The organism is Marinobacter qingdaonensis (assembly GCF_034555935.1).
In the GTDB taxonomy this organism is placed as follows: domain Bacteria; phylum Pseudomonadota; class Gammaproteobacteria; order Pseudomonadales; family Oleiphilaceae; genus Marinobacter; species Marinobacter qingdaonensis.
In genome coordinates this window covers 1,943,408-1,964,660 of the sequence record NZ_JAYDCJ010000003.1, presented here as the reverse complement: position 1 = coordinate 1,964,660, position 21,253 = coordinate 1,943,408, and the positions used below count along the sequence as shown (strand labels likewise).

The 21,253-nt window shown below is 51.4% G+C and carries 17 protein-coding genes and 1 pseudogene; all 18 read right to left on the bottom strand.

Annotation, left to right across the window (positions count from 1 at the left end; all coding sequences use genetic code 11):
* Positions 1-18: 18 nt before the first annotated feature.
* Positions 19-753 carry a pseudaminic acid cytidylyltransferase gene (gene pseF / locus U5822_RS12230; protein WP_322855902.1) on the bottom strand — a complete coding sequence of 245 codons (735 nt, stop codon included), beginning with the start codon at positions 751-753 and terminating at the stop codon, positions 19-21.
* Positions 753-1,922: a UDP-4-amino-4,6-dideoxy-N-acetyl-beta-L-altrosamine transaminase gene (gene pseC / locus U5822_RS12225; protein WP_322855901.1), complete on the bottom strand. Its 1,170-nt coding sequence runs from the start codon at positions 1,920-1,922 to the stop codon at positions 753-755. The genes pseF and pseC overlap by 1 nt, the downstream gene beginning before the upstream one ends.
* A 2-nt stretch (positions 1,923-1,924) precedes the next feature.
* Positions 1,925-2,923, bottom strand: coding sequence for a UDP-N-acetylglucosamine 4,6-dehydratase (inverting) (gene pseB, locus U5822_RS12220; protein WP_322855900.1), 999 nt, complete (start codon positions 2,921-2,923; stop codon positions 1,925-1,927).
* Positions 2,924-3,207: 284 nt separating this feature from the next.
* On the bottom strand, positions 3,208-4,275 hold the full coding sequence (wecA, locus tag U5822_RS12215; RefSeq protein WP_322855899.1) for a UDP-N-acetylglucosamine--undecaprenyl-phosphate N-acetylglucosaminephosphotransferase: 1,068 nt from the start codon (positions 4,273-4,275) through the stop codon (positions 3,208-3,210).
* Positions 4,276-4,522: 247 nt separating this feature from the next.
* Complete coding sequence (locus U5822_RS12210) at positions 4,523-5,620, bottom strand: glycosyltransferase family 4 protein (protein WP_322855898.1); 1,098 nt, start codon at positions 5,618-5,620, stop codon at positions 4,523-4,525.
* Between the two features lie 19 nt (positions 5,621-5,639).
* Entirely contained in the window at positions 5,640-6,656 is a 1,017-nt protein-coding gene (locus U5822_RS12205; RefSeq protein ID WP_322855897.1) for an NAD-dependent epimerase/dehydratase family protein, read from the bottom strand.
* 733 nt (positions 6,657-7,389) lie between these two features.
* Complete coding sequence (locus U5822_RS12200; RefSeq protein WP_322855896.1) at positions 7,390-7,917, bottom strand: acyltransferase; 528 nt, start codon at positions 7,915-7,917, stop codon at positions 7,390-7,392.
* Positions 7,918-7,952: 35 nt separating this feature from the next.
* Entirely contained in the window at positions 7,953-8,828 is an 876-nt protein-coding gene (locus tag U5822_RS12195) for a glycosyltransferase family 2 protein (RefSeq protein WP_322855895.1), read from the bottom strand.
* A 163-nt stretch (positions 8,829-8,991) separates the two neighbouring features.
* Positions 8,992-10,098 (bottom strand): EpsG family protein, encoded by a 1,107-nt coding sequence (locus U5822_RS12190; protein ID WP_322855894.1) that lies wholly within the window; start codon positions 10,096-10,098, stop codon positions 8,992-8,994.
* Positions 10,083-11,042: a glycosyltransferase family 2 protein gene (locus U5822_RS12185; RefSeq protein WP_322855893.1), complete on the bottom strand. Its 960-nt coding sequence runs from the start codon at positions 11,040-11,042 to the stop codon at positions 10,083-10,085. Before U5822_RS12185 ends, U5822_RS12190 begins: the two co-directional genes overlap by 16 nt.
* On the bottom strand, positions 11,035-12,210 hold the full coding sequence (locus U5822_RS12180; RefSeq protein WP_322855892.1) for a glycosyltransferase family 4 protein: 1,176 nt from the start codon (positions 12,208-12,210) through the stop codon (positions 11,035-11,037). The genes U5822_RS12185 and U5822_RS12180 overlap by 8 nt, the downstream gene beginning before the upstream one ends.
* A gap of 2 nt (positions 12,211-12,212) precedes the next feature.
* On the bottom strand, positions 12,213-13,556 hold the full coding sequence (locus U5822_RS12175) for a glycosyltransferase (RefSeq protein WP_322855891.1): 1,344 nt from the start codon (positions 13,554-13,556) through the stop codon (positions 12,213-12,215).
* An 18-nt stretch (positions 13,557-13,574) separates the two neighbouring features.
* Positions 13,575-14,717 carry a glycosyltransferase family 4 protein gene (locus U5822_RS12170; protein ID WP_322855890.1) on the bottom strand — a complete coding sequence of 381 codons (1,143 nt, stop codon included), beginning with the start codon at positions 14,715-14,717 and terminating at the stop codon, positions 13,575-13,577.
* Positions 14,714-15,793: pseudogene (locus U5822_RS18350) on the bottom strand (acyltransferase family protein). Before U5822_RS18350 ends, U5822_RS12170 begins: the two are co-directional and overlap by 4 nt.
* A 38-nt stretch (positions 15,794-15,831) precedes the next feature.
* Positions 15,832-17,367, bottom strand: coding sequence for a lipopolysaccharide biosynthesis protein (locus U5822_RS12160; protein WP_322855888.1), 1,536 nt, complete (start codon positions 17,365-17,367; stop codon positions 15,832-15,834).
* A gap of 94 nt (positions 17,368-17,461) precedes the next feature.
* Positions 17,462-19,690, bottom strand: coding sequence for a polysaccharide biosynthesis tyrosine autokinase (locus tag U5822_RS12155; protein ID WP_322855887.1), 2,229 nt, complete (start codon positions 19,688-19,690; stop codon positions 17,462-17,464).
* A gap of 5 nt (positions 19,691-19,695) precedes the next feature.
* Entirely contained in the window at positions 19,696-20,139 is a 444-nt protein-coding gene (locus tag U5822_RS12150) for a low molecular weight protein-tyrosine-phosphatase (protein WP_322855886.1), read from the bottom strand.
* A 4-nt stretch (positions 20,140-20,143) separates the two neighbouring features.
* A complete protein-coding gene (locus U5822_RS12145) occupies positions 20,144-21,250 on the bottom strand; it encodes a polysaccharide export protein (protein ID WP_322855885.1) in 1,107 nt (368 codons plus the stop codon).
* Between the last annotated feature and the right edge of the window lie 3 nt (positions 21,251-21,253).

The window sequence follows — 21,253 nt, the reverse complement described above, 5'->3', positions numbered from 1 at the left end:
ACGCGTCGACTCGAAACGCTACTTGCATTTGAGTTCGTCACCCCGAGGTTGGTCGGCGGATGCCTTCATGGCCTTGAACAGCCATTCTGCCCGCTCCCAGTCCTCCGGCGTATCGATGTCCTGGACACGATGGCGAGGCAGCATTACCGGCGCGGATCCATCAGCGAAAATGCCTTTCCTTTCAAGCCAGGCCTCCGCAGTGCCCCAATAGAATTGGCCGGCATCGTGCCAGGCCTCTTCCAGGTCCTGGGATCGGGTGTTGAAGTGCTCCGGATGGAACATGGCGACCCGTCCCTGCTCGGTTATGCGAATTGCCCTTTGAATAGGAAACGCAAAGCTGGTCACCGAAAACGCGTAATCGCAGTCACCCTGACGAATCCTTTCCCAGCCATCCCGAAGCGCCTCTGGGGTTACAAACGGTGCGGTCGCATACAGGCAGCAAGCGAAATCCACCGGCGTGCCGGCATCCTTCAACCACTGGACCGCATGCTGAATCACCGGGATTGTGCCCGTATGGTCATCAGACAAGGAATCCGGACGCGTAAAGGGTACTTCCGCGCCAAACTCTTGGGCCACGGCCGCTATGTCAGGATCGTCCGTCGATACCACAACCCTCTCAAAACAATCGCTGTGAAGAGCGGCCTCAATCGACCAAGCAATCATGGGCTTACCGCAGAATTCCTTAACATTCTTCCGCGGAATGCGCTTACTGCCTCCCCTGGCGGGAATGATCGCTACTCGGCTTGGCTGCATCAGGCCTGCTCCGCGCCAACGGCTGTCTTCAGTGCACGCACAACTTCATCCTGTTGCGAGTCTGTCATGCCCTGAAACATGGGCAGGCTGATCGCTTCCCGGTAATACGCCATCGATTCGGGGAACTCCTCCGGAGAAAAGCCCATCGCCTCGTAGTAAGGCTGGGTATGCACCGGGATGTAGTGCAGATTTACTCCAACACCTTGCCCCCTGAGCGACTCAAATACTTCACGATGGGTCCGTTCAATACGGTCAAGCTGGAGGCGAACCACGTACAAGTGGAGACCGGAGTAGCTGTCCGGGTGCTGCCACGGCGTGCGCACGGGCAGATCAGCAAGCAAATCGTCATAGCGCGCCGCCAGCTCATGCCGACGCGCGACAAACTGATCCAAGCGGTCCATCTGGCTGACACCCAGAGCGCCCTGTAACTCAGTCATCCGATAATTAAAGCCCAAATCCACCTGCTGATAGTACCAGGGGCCATCCGGCTCCCGAGTCATCAACTGCGGATCTCGGGTGATGCCGTGACTGCGAAGCAGGTTCATTTTGCTGGCCAGGTCGTCATCATTGGTCAGGGCCATACCCCCTTCAGCGGTGGTAACGATCTTGACCGGATGGAAGCTGAACACCGTGATATCACTGTAGGCGCCGCTGCCAATGAATTCGCCCTTGTACTTACCGCCAATGGCGTGCGAAGCGTCTTCAATCACCTTGAAGCCATAACGGACTGCGAGGTCTTGGATTGCCTCCATATCACAAGGCTGTCCGCACAGGTGCACGGCCACCACGACCTTCGGCAAGCGCCCTGCTTTCTCGGCCTGGTCAAGCTTGGCGGCCAGGGCCTTGGGGCAGAGGTTGTACGTGTTTGGATCGATATCCACGAAATCGACCTGGGCGCCGCAGTACAGGCCACAATTCGCGGAAGCGACAAAGGTCACCGGTGTGGTCCACAACCAATCGCCACGACCCAACCCAAGCGCGAGGCAGGCAATGTGCAGAGCCGAGGTGGCGCTGTTGACCGCCAACGCATGACGCGCGCCGACATGGCCGGCCACTTTGGCCTCAAACGCCGGCACCTTGGGTCCCTGGGTCAGAAAATCCGAATTCAGGACCTCAAGGATCGCATCCACATCCGCCTGGTTAATATCCTGCTTGCCGTATGGAATCATGATCAGATCTTTCCGATCTCGCTGTAATGACGCTCAATCCAGGCCTGGAGCTCCTCATCGGTCATCCACTTAGCGTTGTTATCGCTGGAATAGACAAAACCTTCCTCAACGCGCTTACCGTCCTTGATCCGGTCCGCGCAGGAGCCCCAGTTGTTGATATTGGGCAGAATCTTGAAATGCTCGGGATATTCGTAGGTGAAATGAGAGTCCTCAGCGCCAATCATCTGCTCATGGAGCTTCTCACCCGGGCGAATACCCACGACTTCCTGCTCGGCTTCCGGTGCCACCACGCGAGCCAGGTCAGTTACCTTCATGGACGGGATTTTCTTGACGTAGATCTCACCGCCGACCATGTCTTCAAACGCGTGCCATACCAGCTCCACACCCTGTTCCAGGGAAATCATGAACCGAGTCATCCGCGGATCAGTAATGGGCAGCACGCCCTTTTCCTTGATGGACATAAAGAACGGAATCACCGAGCCGCGGGAGCCCATCACATTCCCATAGCGGACAACGGAGAACTTGGTCTCATGGCTGCCAGAGTAGGAGTTACCGGCGACGAACAATTTGTCTGAAGCCAGCTTGGTGGCGCCATACAGATTGATCGGGCTGCTGGCCTTGTCTGTAGACAGCGCAACCACGCCCTTCACACCCTTATCAATCGCGGCGTCGATCAGGTTCATGGCGCCGTGAATGTTGGTTTTCACACACTCAAAGGGGTTGTACTCAGCGGTCGGAACAATTTTCGTAGCGGCTGCATGCACCACATAATCAACTCCATCCAATGCCCGGTACAGCCGCTCTTTGTCGCGAACATCGCCAATGAAGAAGCGCAGACGGTCGTCCCCCTGGAACAGCTTGGCCATTTCCCACTGCTTCATCTCGTCCCGAGAAAACACGATGATTTTCTTCGGGTTGTATTTCTCAAGTGTCATCGGGATGAATTTGTGACCAAAAGAGCCTGTACCCCCGGTGACGAGGATCGTCTTATCTTCAAACATCGGAATATGTCCTGGTGATTTCAATTCAGATCATGAGTATCGCAATGGCTGCGTATTCTACCGCAGTTGGGGACTATCAACATCCCGGTGCGGCACATGATTAACGCTAGAGTGTAAGGCAAACTTAGTCGCAGAGCGGTTACGGAAGGTAAAGCACGGAGATACGAAAGAAAGGAGCTCTGGGATGCCACTTACTTATCGATGGACCCGAGCCCGGGACCACCGAAAGTAAAACTTCCTAAATTACAGGCAACAATCACCAGACACGAAAATCTTGGGCTCGTTTAAACGGCTCGATCGCCTGAACGCTTTCGAAAAACCACCAACAAACGCCAGGCATGGCTGAGCCCCCAGTCATAGAGGGCAAACACGGCCACAAACGCCGTAAACATGACCCACTCGGGAATTTGAAAGTGTTCGCCGATCAGCCCGAACATGGCAAACCCAAGTGCGATACAGGTAATCAAAATCAAAGCCTGCCTGTCCGTAAATCCCGCCCGCATGAAAATGTGGTGCAAATGGTCTCGATCCGGCTTCATGACAGACTGCCCTTTGCGGGCGCGACGAACCATGATCGCCACCATATCCATCAGCGGCACGGCAATTAACCAAAGAGCTGTGACCGGGCGGAAAGCCATGCTCTCCGGCTGGGTTCCATTGACCAGCAACCACACCACCGCAAAACCAATGAACATGGAGCCTGCATCGCCCATGAATATTTTCTTGCGGAATGGCGGCACGCGAAGGTTTGCGGCCAAGAAGGGAATCAGCGCGACAGAGATGCCCAAACACAGGGTGAACTCAAGCCGAAAGGATGGAGAGCTGGCGAACAACAATGCCAGAGACACGAGGGTAACCAGCGATAAACTACCGGCGAGTCCATCGATACCGTCGATCATGTTAAAGGCATTGGTCGCCCCGATGATCGCGGCAATGGTCACCGCCGGACCGACAATCCCCAGCGGAATATCGCCAAACCCAAGCAAGTCACCCAAGGACTGCAGCGAGATACCGGACCCCAGCGTCAGCCAGGCGCCCAGGGCCACCTGAACGCCGAGACGGAATTTCGCCGGCAAATCCCGCGCATCGTCGATCGCACCCATAATAACCAGCAAAGCCGCACACAGCAGGAACAGGCCATACCCTTGAACAACGGGCATCCAAACCAACCAGGCAATGGCCAGCCCTAGAAACGCACTCAGGCCACCAATAAGGGGAATAGCGCCTTTATGCAGCTTGCGATGATCCGCTTTGTCCAGCAGATCCACATACACTGCGACAGGCTTCAGGAAAATAATGGAGATAAGAGAAATGGCACCGGCTAACAGGCCGGTAAAACTGGTCGCTTCCATGTGACACACCTTCCTGGCTGCCAAACTGCGTCCCGTTGCAGTTGGCGAAATCGATAGAAAGCAAAGTATACACAACTATGCCGCAAGCTGTAACAGATGTGATACAGATCACGTTTTTAAACCCGAAAAGGTTCCCTAACTTGAACCCGTGAATCGAATTAATGTAGGGACCGGGCTAGCTTTGCAAACCTGAACTTCCACCGGCAACCCCTAATTGGGGTGGGTGGGTGGGTGGGATGCGCTCAAGTCATAAGCAATTCAGATAAGCGCGAATCACCACGTCTTCGCTAAACTGGTCTTCCATCCGCTGCCTGGCTGCACACCCGGAACTCTGCAGTTCACTCGGAGACATCCGGGATACCCGCCTCATTTGCTGAGCCAGCGACCTCGCGTTGCGGACCTCGCACAGCCAACCGGTCACATTCGGCTCAATCGCATGCCGACACCCCGGCACATCGGTCACGATTGCCGGCCGCCCCATGGCAGCGGCTTCGAGAACCGTGCGCGGCATGCCTTCCCGATACGACGGCAACACCAGCACATGGGATTGCTCAATTAATGGGCGAACGTCGTCTGTCGCCCCCACATATTCCAGGATGCCATCAGCCTGCCACCGCGCCACCTCATCTTCCGAAATGGCGGTTCGGTTGCTCACCCCCAGCGGGCCCACCAACAGGCAACGGAGAGTCAGCCCCTCCCCTTTCAAAAGCCGACAAGCCTCGGCGTACTCCCGAACGCCTTTGTCCCCCAGTAACCGAGCAATCATGACGAAAGTGAAGGGACCATCCTCCGGCAGGGGCACCCCCTGGAACCGCCGCAAGTCGACCCCAGAGCCTGGCAACAACGTATAAGGCGTATCTCCAAGCAACTCCTTGCTCAAAAACACCGACAAATCTTCTTCATTTTGGAAGAACAGTTGCCGCGCCCGTCGATTCACCAGGCCATACACCTGACGCACTCGCCGAAACAACCAGGAGTCGTGAATAAACGCCGTGCCCAGGCCCGAAATATTATTGGCAAATGGGATCTTCTGCAGCGCGCAGACAAGACCACAGTAGATGTTCATTTTCACTGTGAAATTGAACACGAAATCTGGCCGATACCGCCGCATCACCGACCAAATAAAACGCAAGCTGCGCAGCTCCTGAACCGCGCCCGTGCTCTTGCCATCAAGGGGCAAGGCGATATGCTCCGCGCCCAGCTCATCGACCAAGCGCTGACTGAATTCATCCATAGGCGAGAGGCAGACCACCAGTTTGCCTTGCTCACGCAAAGCAGTAATGGTGCTGCGGCGGAAGTTGTACAAGTACCAGGAAGTGTTAGAGGTCAGAAAGACTACTGGCATCGGCAAGGAACCTGAGAGCTCATTGTTTCAGATACCAGGGCATAGCCTTGGCAATCCCTTCAGTGATCCGGAACTCCGGCGCATACCCCAACTGGGTCGCTGCCTTACCAATATCAGCCTGAGAGTGACGTACATCTCCAGGTCGGAAGTCCCGATACACCGGCGGCTTGTCATACCGAACCCCATTTTCCGCGAGCGCGCCCTTCAAAGCCGAAAACAGACGATTCAGCGTAGTGCGGTCACCGACCGCCACATTGTAAACCTCGTTTTTCGCTGGCTCGTCCACCGTCGCCGCCAGCAAATTGGCTTGCACCGCGTTCTCCACAAAGCAAAAATCGCGACTGGTTTCGCCATCGCCGTTTATCCAAACGTCCTCACCGCGCACCATAGCCGCCGTCCATTTGGGAATAACGGCAGCATAGGCGCCATTCGGATCCTGCCGCTTGCCAAATACATTGAAGTACCGCAAACCAATGGCCTTGAAACCATAGCTGCGAGCGAATACCTCCGCATACAACTCATTCACGTACTTGGTTACCGCATAGGGTGAGAGTGGCTTGCCAATGTTCTCTTCGACTTTTGGCAAGGCCGGGTGATCGCCGTAGGTCGAGCTACTTGCGGCATAGGTGAAGCTCGAAACCTCCGCATCCCGCGCCGCCACCAGCATATTCAGAAAGCCCGTGATGTTCGCTGCATTGGTGGCCAAGGGATCCTTCAGAGATCGGGGCACCGAACCCAGCGCGGCCTGATGCAGTACATAGTCCACTCCCTTGCAGGCCCGGACACAATCCTCCGGGTTGCGGATGTCCCCCTCCATAAATTGGAAGCGGGACCATTGTTCGCAGGACACCAGGCTTTGAACTTCATCCAGGTTGCTCTGATGGCCGGTGGCGAAGTTATCCAAACCCACCACACGCTGGTTGAGTTTCAGCAGATGTTCGAGGAGGTTCGAGCCGATGAATCCCGCTGCGCCGGTGATGAGCCAAGTTTTGGGGGCTGCAGCCACGCCTTCGCGAACTTCCTGATACTTAGACATAACATCCTCACACTGATAAATAATCGAGATAGGCTTCAACTACACGTTCGTCACTGAACTGTTCTTCGATTCGCCTCCGAACCTTGCCACCTGCCCTATTCAATTGAGAAGCATCCATTTCCGACACCCATCCCATCTGTTCAGCCAGAGACTCCGCATCACGCACCTCGCATAACCATCCAGTTACACTTTCCTCATTCGCGTGCCGGCAGCCCATCACATCTGTCACCATTTGGAAAAAGCTGTAAAGCCAGCCATTCGACGAGAACTAATTGATTACCTCAAGTAGGCGTACCCGCATGCATCGAGCCTGCCGAATCACGGGCATTAGTGACTTCGTGTATCGCCGCCAACTGGAAACGTCACGAGACACATCCGTGATTCCAGCGCATCATAGTGTTGATGAGCCTTACCCAGCTTAGGAATTCGGCAAACGGCTCCAGATAGTGAAGCGTTGAGGATTGTTTGTAATTACTAACGGGCTCATCGGCTGTTTTGTGCACTCAATCTGATTTTGCAAGTAAGAGGTCGCCATCGGCCCAGGGTGGGGCTTAGCAGCTTAACTATTCATCAAATATCGGCAGGTTCCAAGATTTGACATCAAGAAAGCCGTGCTAAAAAATTGGCTCACACCATTGCAAAGGCAAAAAAGTAGAAAAGCAGCGACAGGGACGACCTCGATCATTTTTTAAGCGGTTTTACAAGAACAATTAAAGCTGGTTATGAAAAAAAGTTATAATCTCTTTATCGTCTTAGCGGGTACACCACCAACTAACGTCCCCGGCGGCACATCTTTTGTAACTACAGCGCCCGCGGCGATAATAGAACGTGAGCCGATATCTACGCCAGATAATATTCTCACTCCACAACCGATCCATACATCATCTTCGACAACTACCGGACCAGCTGATAGTTTATTATCTTTTATTGGAACAGATTTATCACTCCACGTATGATTAGTTGTCATTATTGATACACCGTGTGCGATTGATACCTTATTCCCAATGCGACAGCCACCCAACGCTTCAATATAGCAAATTGCATTTATAGAAACACCCCTACCTAAAACTAAACCCCGCTCATTCCAAACTATAACATAGCTACCTAAACAAACATTATCTCCATTTTTTGCCGTTAACCTTAGAATAATATACCTAATAGACAGCGGAAGATAACCAGAGAAAGATGAAGATAAAGGCCATATAAATTTAGTTATAAAACCAGGTAAAAACTTAAACGAAAACGAGGAAATAAAAAACATTTAAAATATGAAAAAATACGCACCCCTTTCAATGCTCACCACCCCAAAATTGAGTCGTACAAAAAAACGAAAAACCCTGGAAAAAACCAAACGCGGCTTGGCTTTTTTAGGTGATCGCATTGTTTTTTTCGAAGCAATGCGTGGCAATAAAATCTCCAAAAATTAACCGCTCCACGAACTTTCAAACCTAGCCTTCGATCACTCATATATTGTCCGAAATATACATACATAGCACTAACTGGTGAACTTATTCGAATTTTTTTTGATTTAGCGGACAAGCCAGAGGCAAGATACTCTGCGCAAACAAGCTCTTCATTAAGAAAATAAGTGCAATGCGTTTTCGAAATTTCCTCATACTTCCAAGATTCAGCCATATATTTTTCACCGGGCGTCTCGGGGTAAAGAATACTTTTCGCCACGGATGTCTTAAAAATGGGACAAAAATCAAACTGGCCCTGCAACGACACCCAGTCATAGAACTTACATGGGTTACACGGTGTGGAAAACTTCTTTTTTTGGCTACCTTTAAATCTGAGCAAACCTGCAATCATTCCGACATTATCAAGACCACTTTTCTCTATTGTTTCTAATACGATACCTAGAGAGCCCGAGATCAAACAGTCATCACTATCGACAACCATAAACCAATCAGTATCAACAAGACTCATGGCTCGATTTAACGCTCTATGTTTCCCACCGTTTTCGATAGTTAAATAATCTACGCATTGAGGATAACGTTCAGCCAAATCATGCAAAAGAAAACCAGTCTCATCTGTAGACCCATCATCAATAATTAACCATTTTACGGAATGTCCGAATTGCTCCTGATCAACAATCGATCTAAATAGTACTTCCAAAAGATCTCGCCTATTGAAGGTGCAAGTCACAATAGTGAGCAAAAAATTTTCCATAACTCAAAAACTCCTAAATACAACAAACATCTGAACATACTAATAATGAATTTTACGCACGAAAAGAAAAACGAAAACCGCATCCATATATTTAAATATCTGAGCACACTGGATAGTGTTTAAATAAAAAACAGTGAAAATTAAAGCTATAATTCTAAACAAACTAGTTTGGAATAACCAAAAATTTCCCTGTATAGAACTGCAACATTAAAGAATTAATCAGAAAAACACTAATTACGAACAGAGACATCAGACGCTTATCCCCTGAAGCACTTACTTGAACAAAAACAACAAGAGGTATAAGCCACCATGAAAAAGCAGAAAAACGGTCCGAAAAAGGCGCAAATGAAAAAATGTTATAGATCACGTTTAAAGAAAGATATAAAGACAACAACCAACCTGCAGCAGTGTCATAGTTAAAAACACAAGCTTTTCGCCTCAACATAAGTGCTGCCACTAATGGGATCATCGAGAACAAAGTAAAATCAAGCCGAAACCCTGCCCGATAACCGAATTCGCGGGGATCCATAAAGTAGATATCGTAGCTCGCATCAAGATCTACAACCTGTGGCAAAAGTCCGCCAACCACCCCATTCAATCCTGTGATAGACAGTGTCACTGAAAAAAGCCACATCCCAAACACGCATACCCAGCGAGCCCTTTGCCTCTTTAACAGCATACACATGATCTGGTGAACCATAAGAACACCAACCGCCAACCAAGCCCCAGAGTGCCAAAGGGTAGAAGCTAAGACCCATAGCCAGGCGGATCTTTTGCCCTCTCTTATTCCAAGATATCCCGCAAGCAGGAACGCCATTGCGATTCCCTGACGTAGCCCGCTGGCAGCGTAGGCTATGAAATACGGGTACGCAGCCATCGATACAATCAAAATAGAATACTCGATTGGAGTAAATCGATTACGCAATGCAAGGAGGGCCGTGCTGAAGTAAAGAGATAACGTTGCCGCGAACAACATCCAAGGCGAAGAACCGAGTTGGCCAACCACCCAATTAAGCAAAGCATAGAGTGGATCGGGGTCTTGGAAATCAAAAATTTCCAATAATGGCAGTTCACTAACTTGCAGGAAGTACTGATAATAACGCCAAGAATCGCCAGTAACAGGCCTTAACACGATTGCGAAAAAAAGCATCACCATGATGCTTGCCGCCGCCATGACAAGACTGGCTTTCAAACCCGGATTGCGATGGGCATGAAAACCGACCACGGCGATCGCGCCCAGAAGCAAGTAGGGTACTAATAGGTAATGCATTCGCTGGCCATCAAATCGACATTCAAGGGCGGTGACTTAGCCGCTTCTCTTCCTGCTAGCAGACCGCGAAAGGTTGCAATCATTGGCCTCAGAGATTTTGAGAAACGGCTGTAGGAAAGTCCTAAAAGTAAGATTCGTAGAATCGCCGTCGGACGATGCCAAGGTTTAAGGTGCCGAAAAATTAGGATTGCACGATTATGGGACAGCCCGAACATGTAACGCGGCCAATCACGTTGTACTCGGCACCCACCCATTGGAGCCGCGAGGTGTGTCAAACGCGCCGCAGGCTCAAACCAAGTGCTATAGCCTCTACTTCCAAGACGAAGCGCAAGCTCGGACTCCTCATAAAGAGCCGCGCCAATGCTAAGTACCTCGTCAATACCCCCACACTCGACTAACACTGCTCGCTTTACCGAGAAGTTCCCCCCGGGAGCATGCTCGCACCATCCGGGACGATTGACGCTAAAGTTGCGGTAGGGCGTCGCGGTCCACCAGTTGAACGATCCAGGCACACGGGAACTTGGGAGATCGCCTTTTGCTTCGTCAATACCGCCCGCAATGATTGCAGCCTCCGTCCGCTTATGGGCATCATAGTGCGCTCTCACGAACTCGGACGTTGCACGGACATCGTCATCGATGTAGAGCACAATTTCAAAACGTGCCTGCCTCCACCCATAATTTCGGGCCTGCGGAAGCCCCTTGAAGTTCTCTGCCTTGAAGTAGCGGGCGGTAACGTTACTTTTTTTTAGCAACTCTACAACCGCCTCATTGATCCGCTCTGATTGGTCAACCACGATGAGCTCATAGCACTCGAAATCTTGCGCCAGCAGATCCTTCACCGTATCCACCAGCACCTCAGCGCGGTCGAGAGTGGGGATAACGACAGAAACACCGTCAAGCTGAGGCGCCAAAGGTGCGCGTTCACCGCTCTCAATCTTAAACATCTTTTAACACTCCCAAATTACTGGCTGCCGTCGCTCCAACAGTTCCGGGCTGCAATTCCAAAATTTCACAAAATTTATCGACGTAAACGTCCCACGTGCATTCGGATTCCGCGCGCCGCCGGGCTTCAATACCTTGCATTTCGAACTTTTCGTGCCCGCTGGCCAGCTCCGAAAGCTTGTTACGCAGGGCTTCAATATCGTCTGGCTGCACCAGCCAGCCACCCCGCCCTTCCTTGATCGCGTCAGGTATTCCCCCCGCGCGAGTTCCCAGTACCGGAATACCTGCAGCCTGAGCCTCGAGAAAGACCAATCCGAACCCTTCAACACCCCTCCCGCGCGAATCTTCTCGGGTGCATAAGACGAACAAATCGGCACTTCTGTAAAGCAACGGGAGGTCTGCTTCGCCAACGAATCCAAGCCAATGAACCTGACCTGATATTTCAAGCTCTTTAGCCAACGCCTTCAACGCAGAGAGGTGCTCCCCCTTCCCTGCGACAACATAGTGCAGTTCCTCCCTTTCAGCGGCTGGCAACGAGGCCAGCGCACGCAGAACCGTGTCGTGCCCCTTATAGGAATTGAGCCGGGATACACTTAAAACAATACGCCCTCGTTCGGGCAACCCAAACTGCTCCCGAGCAGAAGCTTTTTCTGTAGAACAACTAAATCGCGATACATCGACACCTAACGGAATAACCACTGTACGGGCGGAAGGACAGGCAACCTTAACAAGACCTTCTGTATAGCGGCTGTTGCATATTACGCCTTTTGCAGCCGCCAACACCCGACCACGGAGCCATTTCTTCAACCCGAATCGTAAGCCACTCGGATACGGCATCACTTCGTTACCATGAGCCATAATCCAGAGATTGCTGGAACGCCCGGCGATCCACGCCAGAGTCCCCTCCGGATTCCAAACAGATGCAATAAGCTTTGCTTCACTAGGCACTGATTGGATGGAGCGAAGGGTGGCCAAATGACGCATCCACCCTCTGGACGCAACTTCGGCTGTGGTCACTTCAGGTCGCAATGGTCCCGCCCGGCCATTATCTTCAACAGTTACGACCTTTACTTCCTGCCCGAGCTTGAGCAGGCCCTTCGTAAGCTCAGCAACTAGCCGGCTTATGCCGCCATCATTGGGTGGGTAGTCATAGCTTAAAAGTACGATCACGATTAATTCCCTTCGCGCTTCAATAGATCGTGATAGATACTGGCAAATTCCTTCGCCTGTTGCCGCGCCGTGTAGCGAGCTTGATACTTTTTATCACCCTCTGTGGGCTCCTCATCCATCCACTGTAAGAGCGAGCGAGCATCCGAATCAACGTCACTACCCCCGAGGAAATGGGCATTTCCGGTTTTTCGGAGCTCTTCTCTTGCCTCGCTTATTGGGGGCACGTCTGCTACTACCGGAACTCCCAGCCCAATGTAATCCACAAGCTTGGCGAAATTCGTCCACCAATAACGATGTCTTCCGGGAATTAAGAGGGCCCCCCGCGATGTGCGAATACGACGATAAAGCTGGCCTTGCGGTATATGATCTATAAAATCGATCGGTATTGACCAACTCGGAATTCCCCCAACTATTTTCTCAACCAAGGGTTGGTTAATATCCCTTCGCCCCACCACTTCGAGCCGGAATCCGGCAAAGCACTCTGGCTCTAGCTCTGCGGCACGTGCCATTACGCTGAAGGCATGTGCCGACTGGTTAGGCATTACCTCACCTACATGTATAAATACCTGGCGTTGTTCCGCAGTGTCGTCTAGATAAGCTTGGTCCAATCCTGTCGGAATGAAACGAAACCGCGACTCAGGTAACCCATAAAGGTCAAAGAAAATGCCGCCATATGCTCCAGAGAGTCCAGTCACCATACTGGCCGACGCCATTGTTCGGTTCATGATTCGCTGCTCAAAAAAATGCCCTAAAAGCCCCCGTGCGGTATGCTTCGAACCATACCCTACCGGATCACGAAAGTCGGCCACCCACTGCAACTCAAACTCCTTTTGTAAGAAGAGTGCCGAACGTAAGGGACTGGTGGGAATCGCGGTAGTATAAAGTAACCGAATTTCATGCTTTCGAATTAAGTCTCTACAAATGTGCCGCACCGCAAGATCCCATGTCCAGTAACGATCTGGCCATTCAGCAAGCACCCTGACAATTCTCCCCATATTAAGTCGAGGCCGAGTATTTATTCCCTGAGTTTCTTTTTTTCCGCCAGTCGAGAGGGGCGATAGTAGAGATTTTCTTTTAAGAGCAGCGAAGGTCCTATCTTTTCCTCCCATTGCCATTCGAAGTCCGCGAATTGTCGGCTCAATGTGACGAGCACGATGCACCTCGACACAATCCGGCAACTCCTCCAGGAGTCGAGGATCTTCGTTATAAAGATAGTTAGTATCTGATGTAACAATGATGGGCTTGAATCCAAACTCTGGCAAATACTTGGCTAGTTTGTGCACACGAAACATCGCTGCATGTGTTTGTGGTGCGAAATAAGGAGTCAAAATAAGAACTGGAATCATATCAAACTCAGCAATAAATTAAGGTTCTTTGAAATTCCGTTCACAAACATTAGAATATAGCTCTATATTTTTATTTATGAATTTTTCATAAGAAAAAAGAGCGTCACATTTGTAATAAGCTGCTTTTGCCACTCTCTTTCTTTCTTCAACTGAAGACGCAGCAGTATTCATTGCAGACGTAATGGTCCTGAAATCTCTAGGATCGCTTAACCAGCCGTCCACACCATCATTTACAATTTCCGGTCCGCTTGATAATGCAGTAAATATGACGGGAACGCCCAATGCCATCGCCTCAATTGCGACGAGACCGAACGACTCTGAAAACGAAGGAAGCACAGCAAAATCATAGCTAGTCAATCGCCGAAGAACATTTTCGTGACTCATTCCATCCACGAAATTTACTGATCGACTTGCATCGCCCAAGGCTTCTAATATTTGTTCCTTCATGGATCGATTTCGATAAATGGAATCACGTCCAATAAATGTAAGAGTCCAGTCCGGATTTTTGATGATAAATTGACGCCATGCCTGAGCAAGAGGTAGAACCCCTTTTTTTTCAGCCAAAGTTCCAAAATAGACGGCTCTCTTTTTTGTATCGTAGCAACTTTTACTTTTAATCCCTGAAGGAATATAAACCCCGTTATAGATAGTAGAAATATCGTCGCGAATTCCAAACAGTTGTTGCGTTAGCTTGCCCGTATAATCGCTAACAGATACCACCGCATCCGCGCGCTTCAGTCCCTGAGCCTCGAAAAAACCGATTGACCGTGAAGGACGAAGACCGCGTTCATATGAAAAGTAACGATGACTCCCGTGCAGCCGTACCACAGTGCCTCGACTAACGGGCGGCAAAAAAGATAACAACCCTTCAAAATCTGGCGACTCGATAACATCAATCAGGCCCGTCTTCGAAACTTCTTTTAGAACTTTAGTAATAGAAATCTTTCGCCAAACTGGCGCTAGCACACCAGAAGGAGCAGGGAGTCTCCACACCAACACACCGTCATCAACCTCTTTAGAAAATAGCGACTGCGCATAATGCCCTACAACATGAACCTCATGCCCCCGTGCCACAAGTTCCCTCGCGAGCCCCTTGGTAAAGGTTCCAATTCCACCTGTCGGCGCCGGCGGATACTCATTGCATAAATAAACCAACTTCATTTACGAATTACCTCTACTCTGCTCGACGGTCGACGGCCCCGCCGAACGTAGGCAGACACAATTGCTCGGTTCAAGGGTTGCTCCCAAAAGCGCCAAACTAAAAAAGCAAAAAAAATCATTAGCAGCGACATCCCTAGTGCAAGGCTGATACTCAGGTACCCCTCCACTCCCAATTTTCGCGCCAATACGGCAATTAATGTTATGCCGAGATTTTGATGTAGTAGATACAGGCTATACGAGCTCACGCCTACCACAGTTAACCAATTTGAAGAGAAAAGGCGGGATATCGTTTCACTCCACATGCAGAGCAGAAAAAGTCCAGCGATTGCGAGGGCAACAAACAGGCTCGCGCCCGGCGCATCAACGGCAGTAAGTAAGGCTATAGCCCCCAAACTACTGATTGAAAGGAGCAGCCCGGTTCGATGCCCACCTCGCCAGATTTCATAGGCCGCCAACCCTCCTATGAACCAGGGTAAATAGGGCGCAATCAACAACAAATCCATGATAGCAGCTCGCTCAGCCAGCCCACTCAGGATTGAACTACAATAAAACCCGCTCACGATTAACATCAAAAGCCCCATATTCCGAGAGAACAGGGAAGGACAAATGAAATACACAACGCCGGCTATAAAGTAAAAACGCACTTCAACAAAAAGCGTCCAATAGGCGCCGTCAATTCATTGTGACTCCAAGACAGGTGACAACTGCCCCCAAACCATTGACCCGTCGATAAATGTAAGCGAGGGCAAAAAGTTAATGGGTGACTGGGGCCAGAAGATCGGCCAACGCCAGAGAACGAGGTAGGTAATAATGGAACAAATCAGCATGGTCGGCCATAGACGTGCGAAGCGACGCACGGCAAATTCCACCGTATTTGCCGTACGGGATAGCGTCATTGCTATGACAAAGCCTGAAACAGCAAAGAATAAATAAACACCGTTATAGCCAAGTTCAAATATTGGCACGCTCGCCAAAACATTACCGTACGGATAATATTCGATTGGTTCATTCGCGAAACGCGAAAAATAGTGATAACCCAGCACCAATAATATGGCTACACCGCGAAAACCATCCAAAAAGTCAATACGCTTCAATGAGGAGGCACGCCCATGCTCTAACCGAGATCCTGACCCCATCTTTTGATCCCCCCTACTTTAGCGACCATGCGGCCCATCCGCTTGGGTAGCATCGGGATCACATCCACAAAAATAATCTCCCTTGCCCAGAAAACGGCCGCCACCCCATAGGCAACAACCCCACTCGCAATCTTGACCAACAGGACGACCCACCAGGGAAGACCCAAAACGTCACTCGCCCAGCCCACCACCAAGACAACGGCTGACATCAAAACAAGGCAAGATGCGACAGGGCGGAGCGTATCAATCGTTGCAAAAAGCGAAAGACCTGCCGCGCGGTGCGCCAGCCACATCGACGGCCAAATCAACACCAGCCCCATCATCAGGCCATAAGCCTGAGCAACACCGACAGCCCCCCACTTCACACCAAGCGAAAGTGCGGCAACCAGTGCGACTGCATTCATAACCGTTAGACCGAAATACTGTTTGCCTTTAGCCTTTGCTGTAAAGAGCCAGCCGGTAGTGTTGTAAATCGGCTGAGTAACACCCGCGATAGATAGCCAAACCAGCAATGTGGCAACGGGACTCCACTGATCCCCATAAACCAGCAACACAGCCTCATGCGCGACCAAAGCCAAGCCAGCTGCTAGAGGGCAGCCTACGAACGCCACCATTCTTAGCGCTCTTCTATAAGCCGAAGCAAAACGTTCTTGTTCATCTTGAAGAGCCGAAAGCGACGGGACCATGAGATTGGCCAACACACCCGTGGCCAAAGTACTCGGCAACAACATAAGGAAGTATGCCCGATCGTAATAACCCAGTTCCTCAGCTCCAAAAAAACGGCCAATTAAAACGCTATCTGCATGTCGTGCAACATATATAAGAAGCCCATTCAAGGCTAAGAGCCCACCAAAAGTAACCATGCTTTTAGTGCCGACTCTGCTGCGAGGAAGATGGAGCTGAATCCCTGATACGGGAAGCGCCGTAATTAAGCGAAAAACTTGACCAGCGAGAGCCTGAATCACCAATGCCCAGTATCCCATACCACGTGCCGCAGCTATGATTGCGATAATGGCAGAAACGACGACGGCCCCAATCTCGATCCAAGCAATCTGCCGAAACTCCATTCGCCGCCGCATGAGCGCAAAAGGCTGCACAGCCAGCCCCCCAATTAGGAAGGTAGCGCCCATCACCATTGTTATCGACTCAATTTCCGGTTCGCCATAAAAACGAGCGAGAAATGGTGCAACAGCAATACAGCCCGCCCAGAGGACCAAGCCGACGATAGCGTTAATCCAAAACAGATTACTTACCTGGGCGGAGGAAAGATCTCGACGCTGAACCGTTGCCCAGCTTAATCCCATGTCGGAGAAAACCAGCAGCAACACCGTAAGTGTCGCAACCATCCCCATAAGGCCGTAATCCTCCGGAGCAAGCATCCGGGCCAGCAATGCTGTGGTACCGATACTAAGTACATTTCGCCCAATTATCTGCAGCGCCGACCAAAAGGCGCCACTACGAGCCTTGCTGCCTATCTCAGTGGGATCAACATGTTGAAGGGAGCTATCACTCACGAGCAAGTCTTCTCCGAAACATTGATGGCAATACAATTGGCACACATTTCGGAATGATCACGACCATTTTCAGACTTATCTTGAAGAAAGGGCGTCATGTTTGGTCTGACTTGTATTCATAGTTATAGTAGCCATAACTGCCATAACTGTAGTTGGACGCTTTCTTTTCGATCCCATTGAAGATCGCGCCTTTGACTTGTATGCCGTTTTGTTCAAAGCGACGCTTGGTGAGCTCTATTTCTTTGACTGGGTTTATGCCAAACCTAGCAACCAGCATGGTGGTGCCGGCGTGTTTGCCAACAATGGCTGCATCGGTTACCGCCAGAACGGGGGGGGTGTCGATAATCACGAGGTCATATTTTTCGGAGAAACCAGCCAGGAATTCATCAAATCGTTTGCTCATCAATAATTCAGACGGGTTCGGAGGCGTAGTTCCCCGGCTAACAAAGTCTAGCCCCTCTACGCCTGAAGGCCAAACGACCTCTTTCGCACTTGCCTTACCGCTGAGAAGGTCCGAAAGACCGTTTTCATTCCGCACTCTGAACACGTCGTGGGAAAAGCCTCGTCGCAGATCGCCGTCAATCAGCAGCACCTTTTGGTTCCCCATGGCCATGACCGCAGCAAGATTCACGGAGACAAAGGTTTTACCTACACCCGGGCTGGGACCGGAGATCATCAGAACGTTGTTTTTGGCGTCCATCATCCCGAAGTGGAGGCTGGTTCGCAGGCTACGCAGGGATTCAATAGCTAAATCCGCCGGATTGACCACTGCGAGCAGGCCAGAGGCACGTTCTTTGCCACGAAGCTGAGCTCGGCTCTTCGGTTTAACGAGTTCAGCCTGGGTGTCTGATAGCGGAATGCTCGCGTACACCGGCAAGCCGATTTTCTCAATGTCCTCCGGATTCTCCACTCCCCGATTAAACGCCGATCTAAGCAGTACCATGCCCACCCCGACCGTTCCGCCCAACAACAGCGCGACCATGACGATCAAGGCCCTTTTCGGCTTGACCGGCGCGGCCGTATTCGCGGCAGCCTCATCCACGACCCGAACATTACCTACGGTGCCCGCCCTTGCAATGTCCAGTTGCTGGATATTGGAGAGCATTTGCAGGTAAATCTCGTTGCCGACTTCGACGTCTCTTCGGAGCCTCACCAACTCTTGCTGGGTTTCCGGCAGGGTGCCGATTTTACGATCAAGTTCGGCGCGGCGTTGTTTGAGCTCTGCCATCTGGGAGGCCCATGCCTTGTAGCGCGGGTGAGTGGGCTGAAAGCGCTGCTCAATCTCTGCCCGTTGAATTTCCAATTCGGAAATCCGAGTTTCCAGCTCTACTATCTGCTGGAGCAGCGAGCTGCTCTCGGCGGTGATGTCAATGGTTACCGCCGTTACCTGGTATTCGTTCAATCGCCTCTCAGCCGCCTCCAAGTCCTTTTTGACCTGGGGCAACTGGCTGCGCAAAAACTCCAGCGACTGTGCAGCTTCGGCGCTGCTTCGTTCAATGTTCTGGCGAACGTAATTCCTGCTCACTTCGTCTAGAATTCTTTCTGCCATTCCGGGATTCGGGTGTTGGTACGTTAACGCTATAATGCCCGAGCCTCGACCCTTTTCACCCGCACTGATGCCGCCTTGCAATCCATTGGTAGCACTGTAGCTGGATCTCTTAGTGACGTTGAAAAGAGTGCCAGGCTTGGCCACGAGCTCTGTCACCATCAACGCATAGCGCCCATTGTCCGCTGGTTCATTTACTTTACCCTCCAAAAGAGGCTTACGTTCCTCATTCAGAAGCTGCCAACCACTTTCAGTGGCTCTGAGGAAGAAATTTCCGGTCTTCCCCGGGACTTCCATTCGGGTGATTGTCAGTTTCTCACCGCCCCAGGCATACTCGGCGTCCCATAACGGTTCTGCAACCTCCCCGGGACCGCCGTTAAAGCGCCGTGCAATGGCCTCACCGACGACAGGGAAATAGTTGGGCGTAATCACAATGTCCAAGTTGAGGTTATCAACCACCTTGCCTAGCACCCGACGGCTTTTGATGAGCTGAATTTCGGTTTCAGCATTGGAGGGCGACTCCAGAAGACCGGACAGGTTTTCCATTCCTGGAAGCCCACCTTGCTTATCCTCAACCTGAATAAGGGCGTTCGCTTGGTATATCGGCGTCTTGAGTAGTGCATAGGCCACGCCCAATACGGCGAATGCAAGCGTGACACTAATAATCAGCCAGCGACCGTCCCAAAGAGTTCCAAAAAGCGCCAAGAGGTCGATTTCATCGTCCTGGCCTGAGTCCATTTTCGGTTGCTGAGGGGAACTGGTGGGGCTGTCAGTCATTACGATTAATTATCCAAGTACTTGAGCCAGCTATCGGTGGCGTCAGAAATAAGTTGAAACGCGTGGTCAAAGGCCGGGCGTTGCTGTCGGTAGGGATCGGGAACCGGCTGATCGTCTTGCCATTTGCCAAGCAAAAACGCCCGCCCTCGAATCTCTGGTGCCAACTCATGAAGCCTTTTGAGGTGTTTGTCTTCCATGGCGAGGATCAGGTCGGCACCGGCCAAGGTATCTGTGGTGACCTGCCGCGCTCGGTGATCTTTCGCGTCTATGCCATGTTCCGCAAGGATCGCTTGCGCCGTCAGGTCTGCGGGCTCGCCAACCAACGCACCGATGCCCGCCGAGCTTACCGACTTATCCGACCGATGTGCCAACCTCGCGCGCATCAGGTACTCAGCCATCGGGCTGCGGCAAATGTTCCCCACACAGACAATCAGAATATTGTTGAACATGGCACTAGAAGTTGGTTGAAATTTCGCCGTCGGTGCGGGAAAGGAGATAAACCGCCTGAGCGGTCGGAACGATTTGCGCAATCAGACGGTTCCAGCGCGCAATCGGCGCGGCGGTTACATACACAATATCACGCGGTTGCAGCTTAAACTGGTCGGCCAGTACCAATGCTGTGGCGTTCCGAGCATAAAGCTGGAACACATCCGCAATTTTTCCGGTCTCTTCAGCTGCCTTGCGGATTACAAACACTCCATTGGCATCGGCAATGCCTTGATCAAACCCACCAGATTCGGTCAGAGCCTCGGCGAGCGTAATATCTGAACGCCCAACATTCAGACTCATCGGCTTGATGACTTCGCCGAGCACGAAGATTTTTGCAGCGTCATTACGCGCGACGTGAATAATATCGTTTGGGCGCAGCAACACGTTTTCTCGGGTATCGCCTTGGCTATAGAGCTCACGCAACGAGTAGCGTTTGGATTGCCCGTCCCGGGTGAGCGTCACGTGGGTCCAGTCTGCAACCTCGGTGAGACCGCCGGCGTTACTAACCGCCTCCAAGAGTGTTAGCGGCACATTGGTGATCGGTTGCGTGCCCGGCTGCTTGACCTCTCCGGTCAGGTAGACGCGCTTGGAGCGGAAAGAGGCGACGGTGACGTCCACCTGAGGAGACTCAATGTATTCCGCCAAGCGCTCGCGCAAGATATCCCGAATCTCAGTGACTTTCAGACCCGCGACTTTCACTTTTCCAACATAGGGGTAAAAGATGGTGCCGTCGCTGTGCACCCAGTTGCCCGCCTCGGAAGGGCTGCGATCTCCGCCCGCCGGAATGGTAAGTTCCGGATGGTCCCACACGGTGATGTTCAACACATCGCCACGGTTGACCGTGTAGTCATAATTCTGAATCTCAGCTTCCAACGAGGTGTTCAGTACCGGTGTAGGCTCAGGATCGGCCGCGCGCTGCTGAAGCAGCTTGGGAGAGATGGTATGGATGGAGACCATTTCTTCGAGGTCGAAGCTGTCATCACGCTCGGCCTCGAAAGGTATGTTGGCGCCAGGGATAACGGCACAGCCGGCGAAGCTGACCATCACAACCAGTGTAAGTAATACTCTCATCCG

What these genes read in the sequence shown, in the direction of transcription:
- pseF (WP_322855902.1), bottom strand. Translation starts at nt 753, where the DNA reads ATGCAGCCAAGCCGAGTAGCGATCATTCCCGCCAGGGGAGGCAGTAAG.
- pseC (WP_322855901.1), bottom strand. Translation starts at nt 1,922, where the DNA reads ATGATTCCATACGGCAAGCAGGATATTAACCAGGCGGATGTGGATGCG.
- pseB (WP_322855900.1), bottom strand. Translation starts at nt 2,923, where the DNA reads ATGTTTGAAGATAAGACGATCCTCGTCACCGGGGGTACAGGCTCTTTT.
- wecA (WP_322855899.1), bottom strand. Translation starts at nt 4,275, where the DNA reads ATGGAAGCGACCAGTTTTACCGGCCTGTTAGCCGGTGCCATTTCTCTT.
- U5822_RS12210 (WP_322855898.1), bottom strand. Translation starts at nt 5,620, where the DNA reads ATGCCAGTAGTCTTTCTGACCTCTAACACTTCCTGGTACTTGTACAAC.
- U5822_RS12205 (WP_322855897.1), bottom strand. Translation starts at nt 6,656, where the DNA reads ATGTCTAAGTATCAGGAAGTTCGCGAAGGCGTGGCTGCAGCCCCCAAA.
- U5822_RS12200 (WP_322855896.1), bottom strand. Translation starts at nt 7,917, where the DNA reads ATGTTTTTTATTTCCTCGTTTTCGTTTAAGTTTTTACCTGGTTTTATA.
- U5822_RS12195 (WP_322855895.1), bottom strand. Translation starts at nt 8,828, where the DNA reads ATGGAAAATTTTTTGCTCACTATTGTGACTTGCACCTTCAATAGGCGA.
- U5822_RS12190 (WP_322855894.1), bottom strand. Translation starts at nt 10,098, where the DNA reads ATGCATTACCTATTAGTACCCTACTTGCTTCTGGGCGCGATCGCCGTG.
- U5822_RS12185 (WP_322855893.1), bottom strand. Translation starts at nt 11,042, where the DNA reads ATGTTTAAGATTGAGAGCGGTGAACGCGCACCTTTGGCGCCTCAGCTT.
- U5822_RS12175 (WP_322855891.1), bottom strand. Translation starts at nt 13,556, where the DNA reads ATGATTCCAGTTCTTATTTTGACTCCTTATTTCGCACCACAAACACAT.
- U5822_RS12170 (WP_322855890.1), bottom strand. Translation starts at nt 14,717, where the DNA reads ATGAAGTTGGTTTATTTATGCAATGAGTATCCGCCGGCGCCGACAGGT.
- U5822_RS12155 (WP_322855887.1), bottom strand. Translation starts at nt 19,690, where the DNA reads ATGACTGACAGCCCCACCAGTTCCCCTCAGCAACCGAAAATGGACTCA.
- U5822_RS12150 (WP_322855886.1), bottom strand. Translation starts at nt 20,139, where the DNA reads ATGTTCAACAATATTCTGATTGTCTGTGTGGGGAACATTTGCCGCAGC.
- U5822_RS12145 (WP_322855885.1), bottom strand. Translation starts at nt 21,250, where the DNA reads ATGAGAGTATTACTTACACTGGTTGTGATGGTCAGCTTCGCCGGCTGT.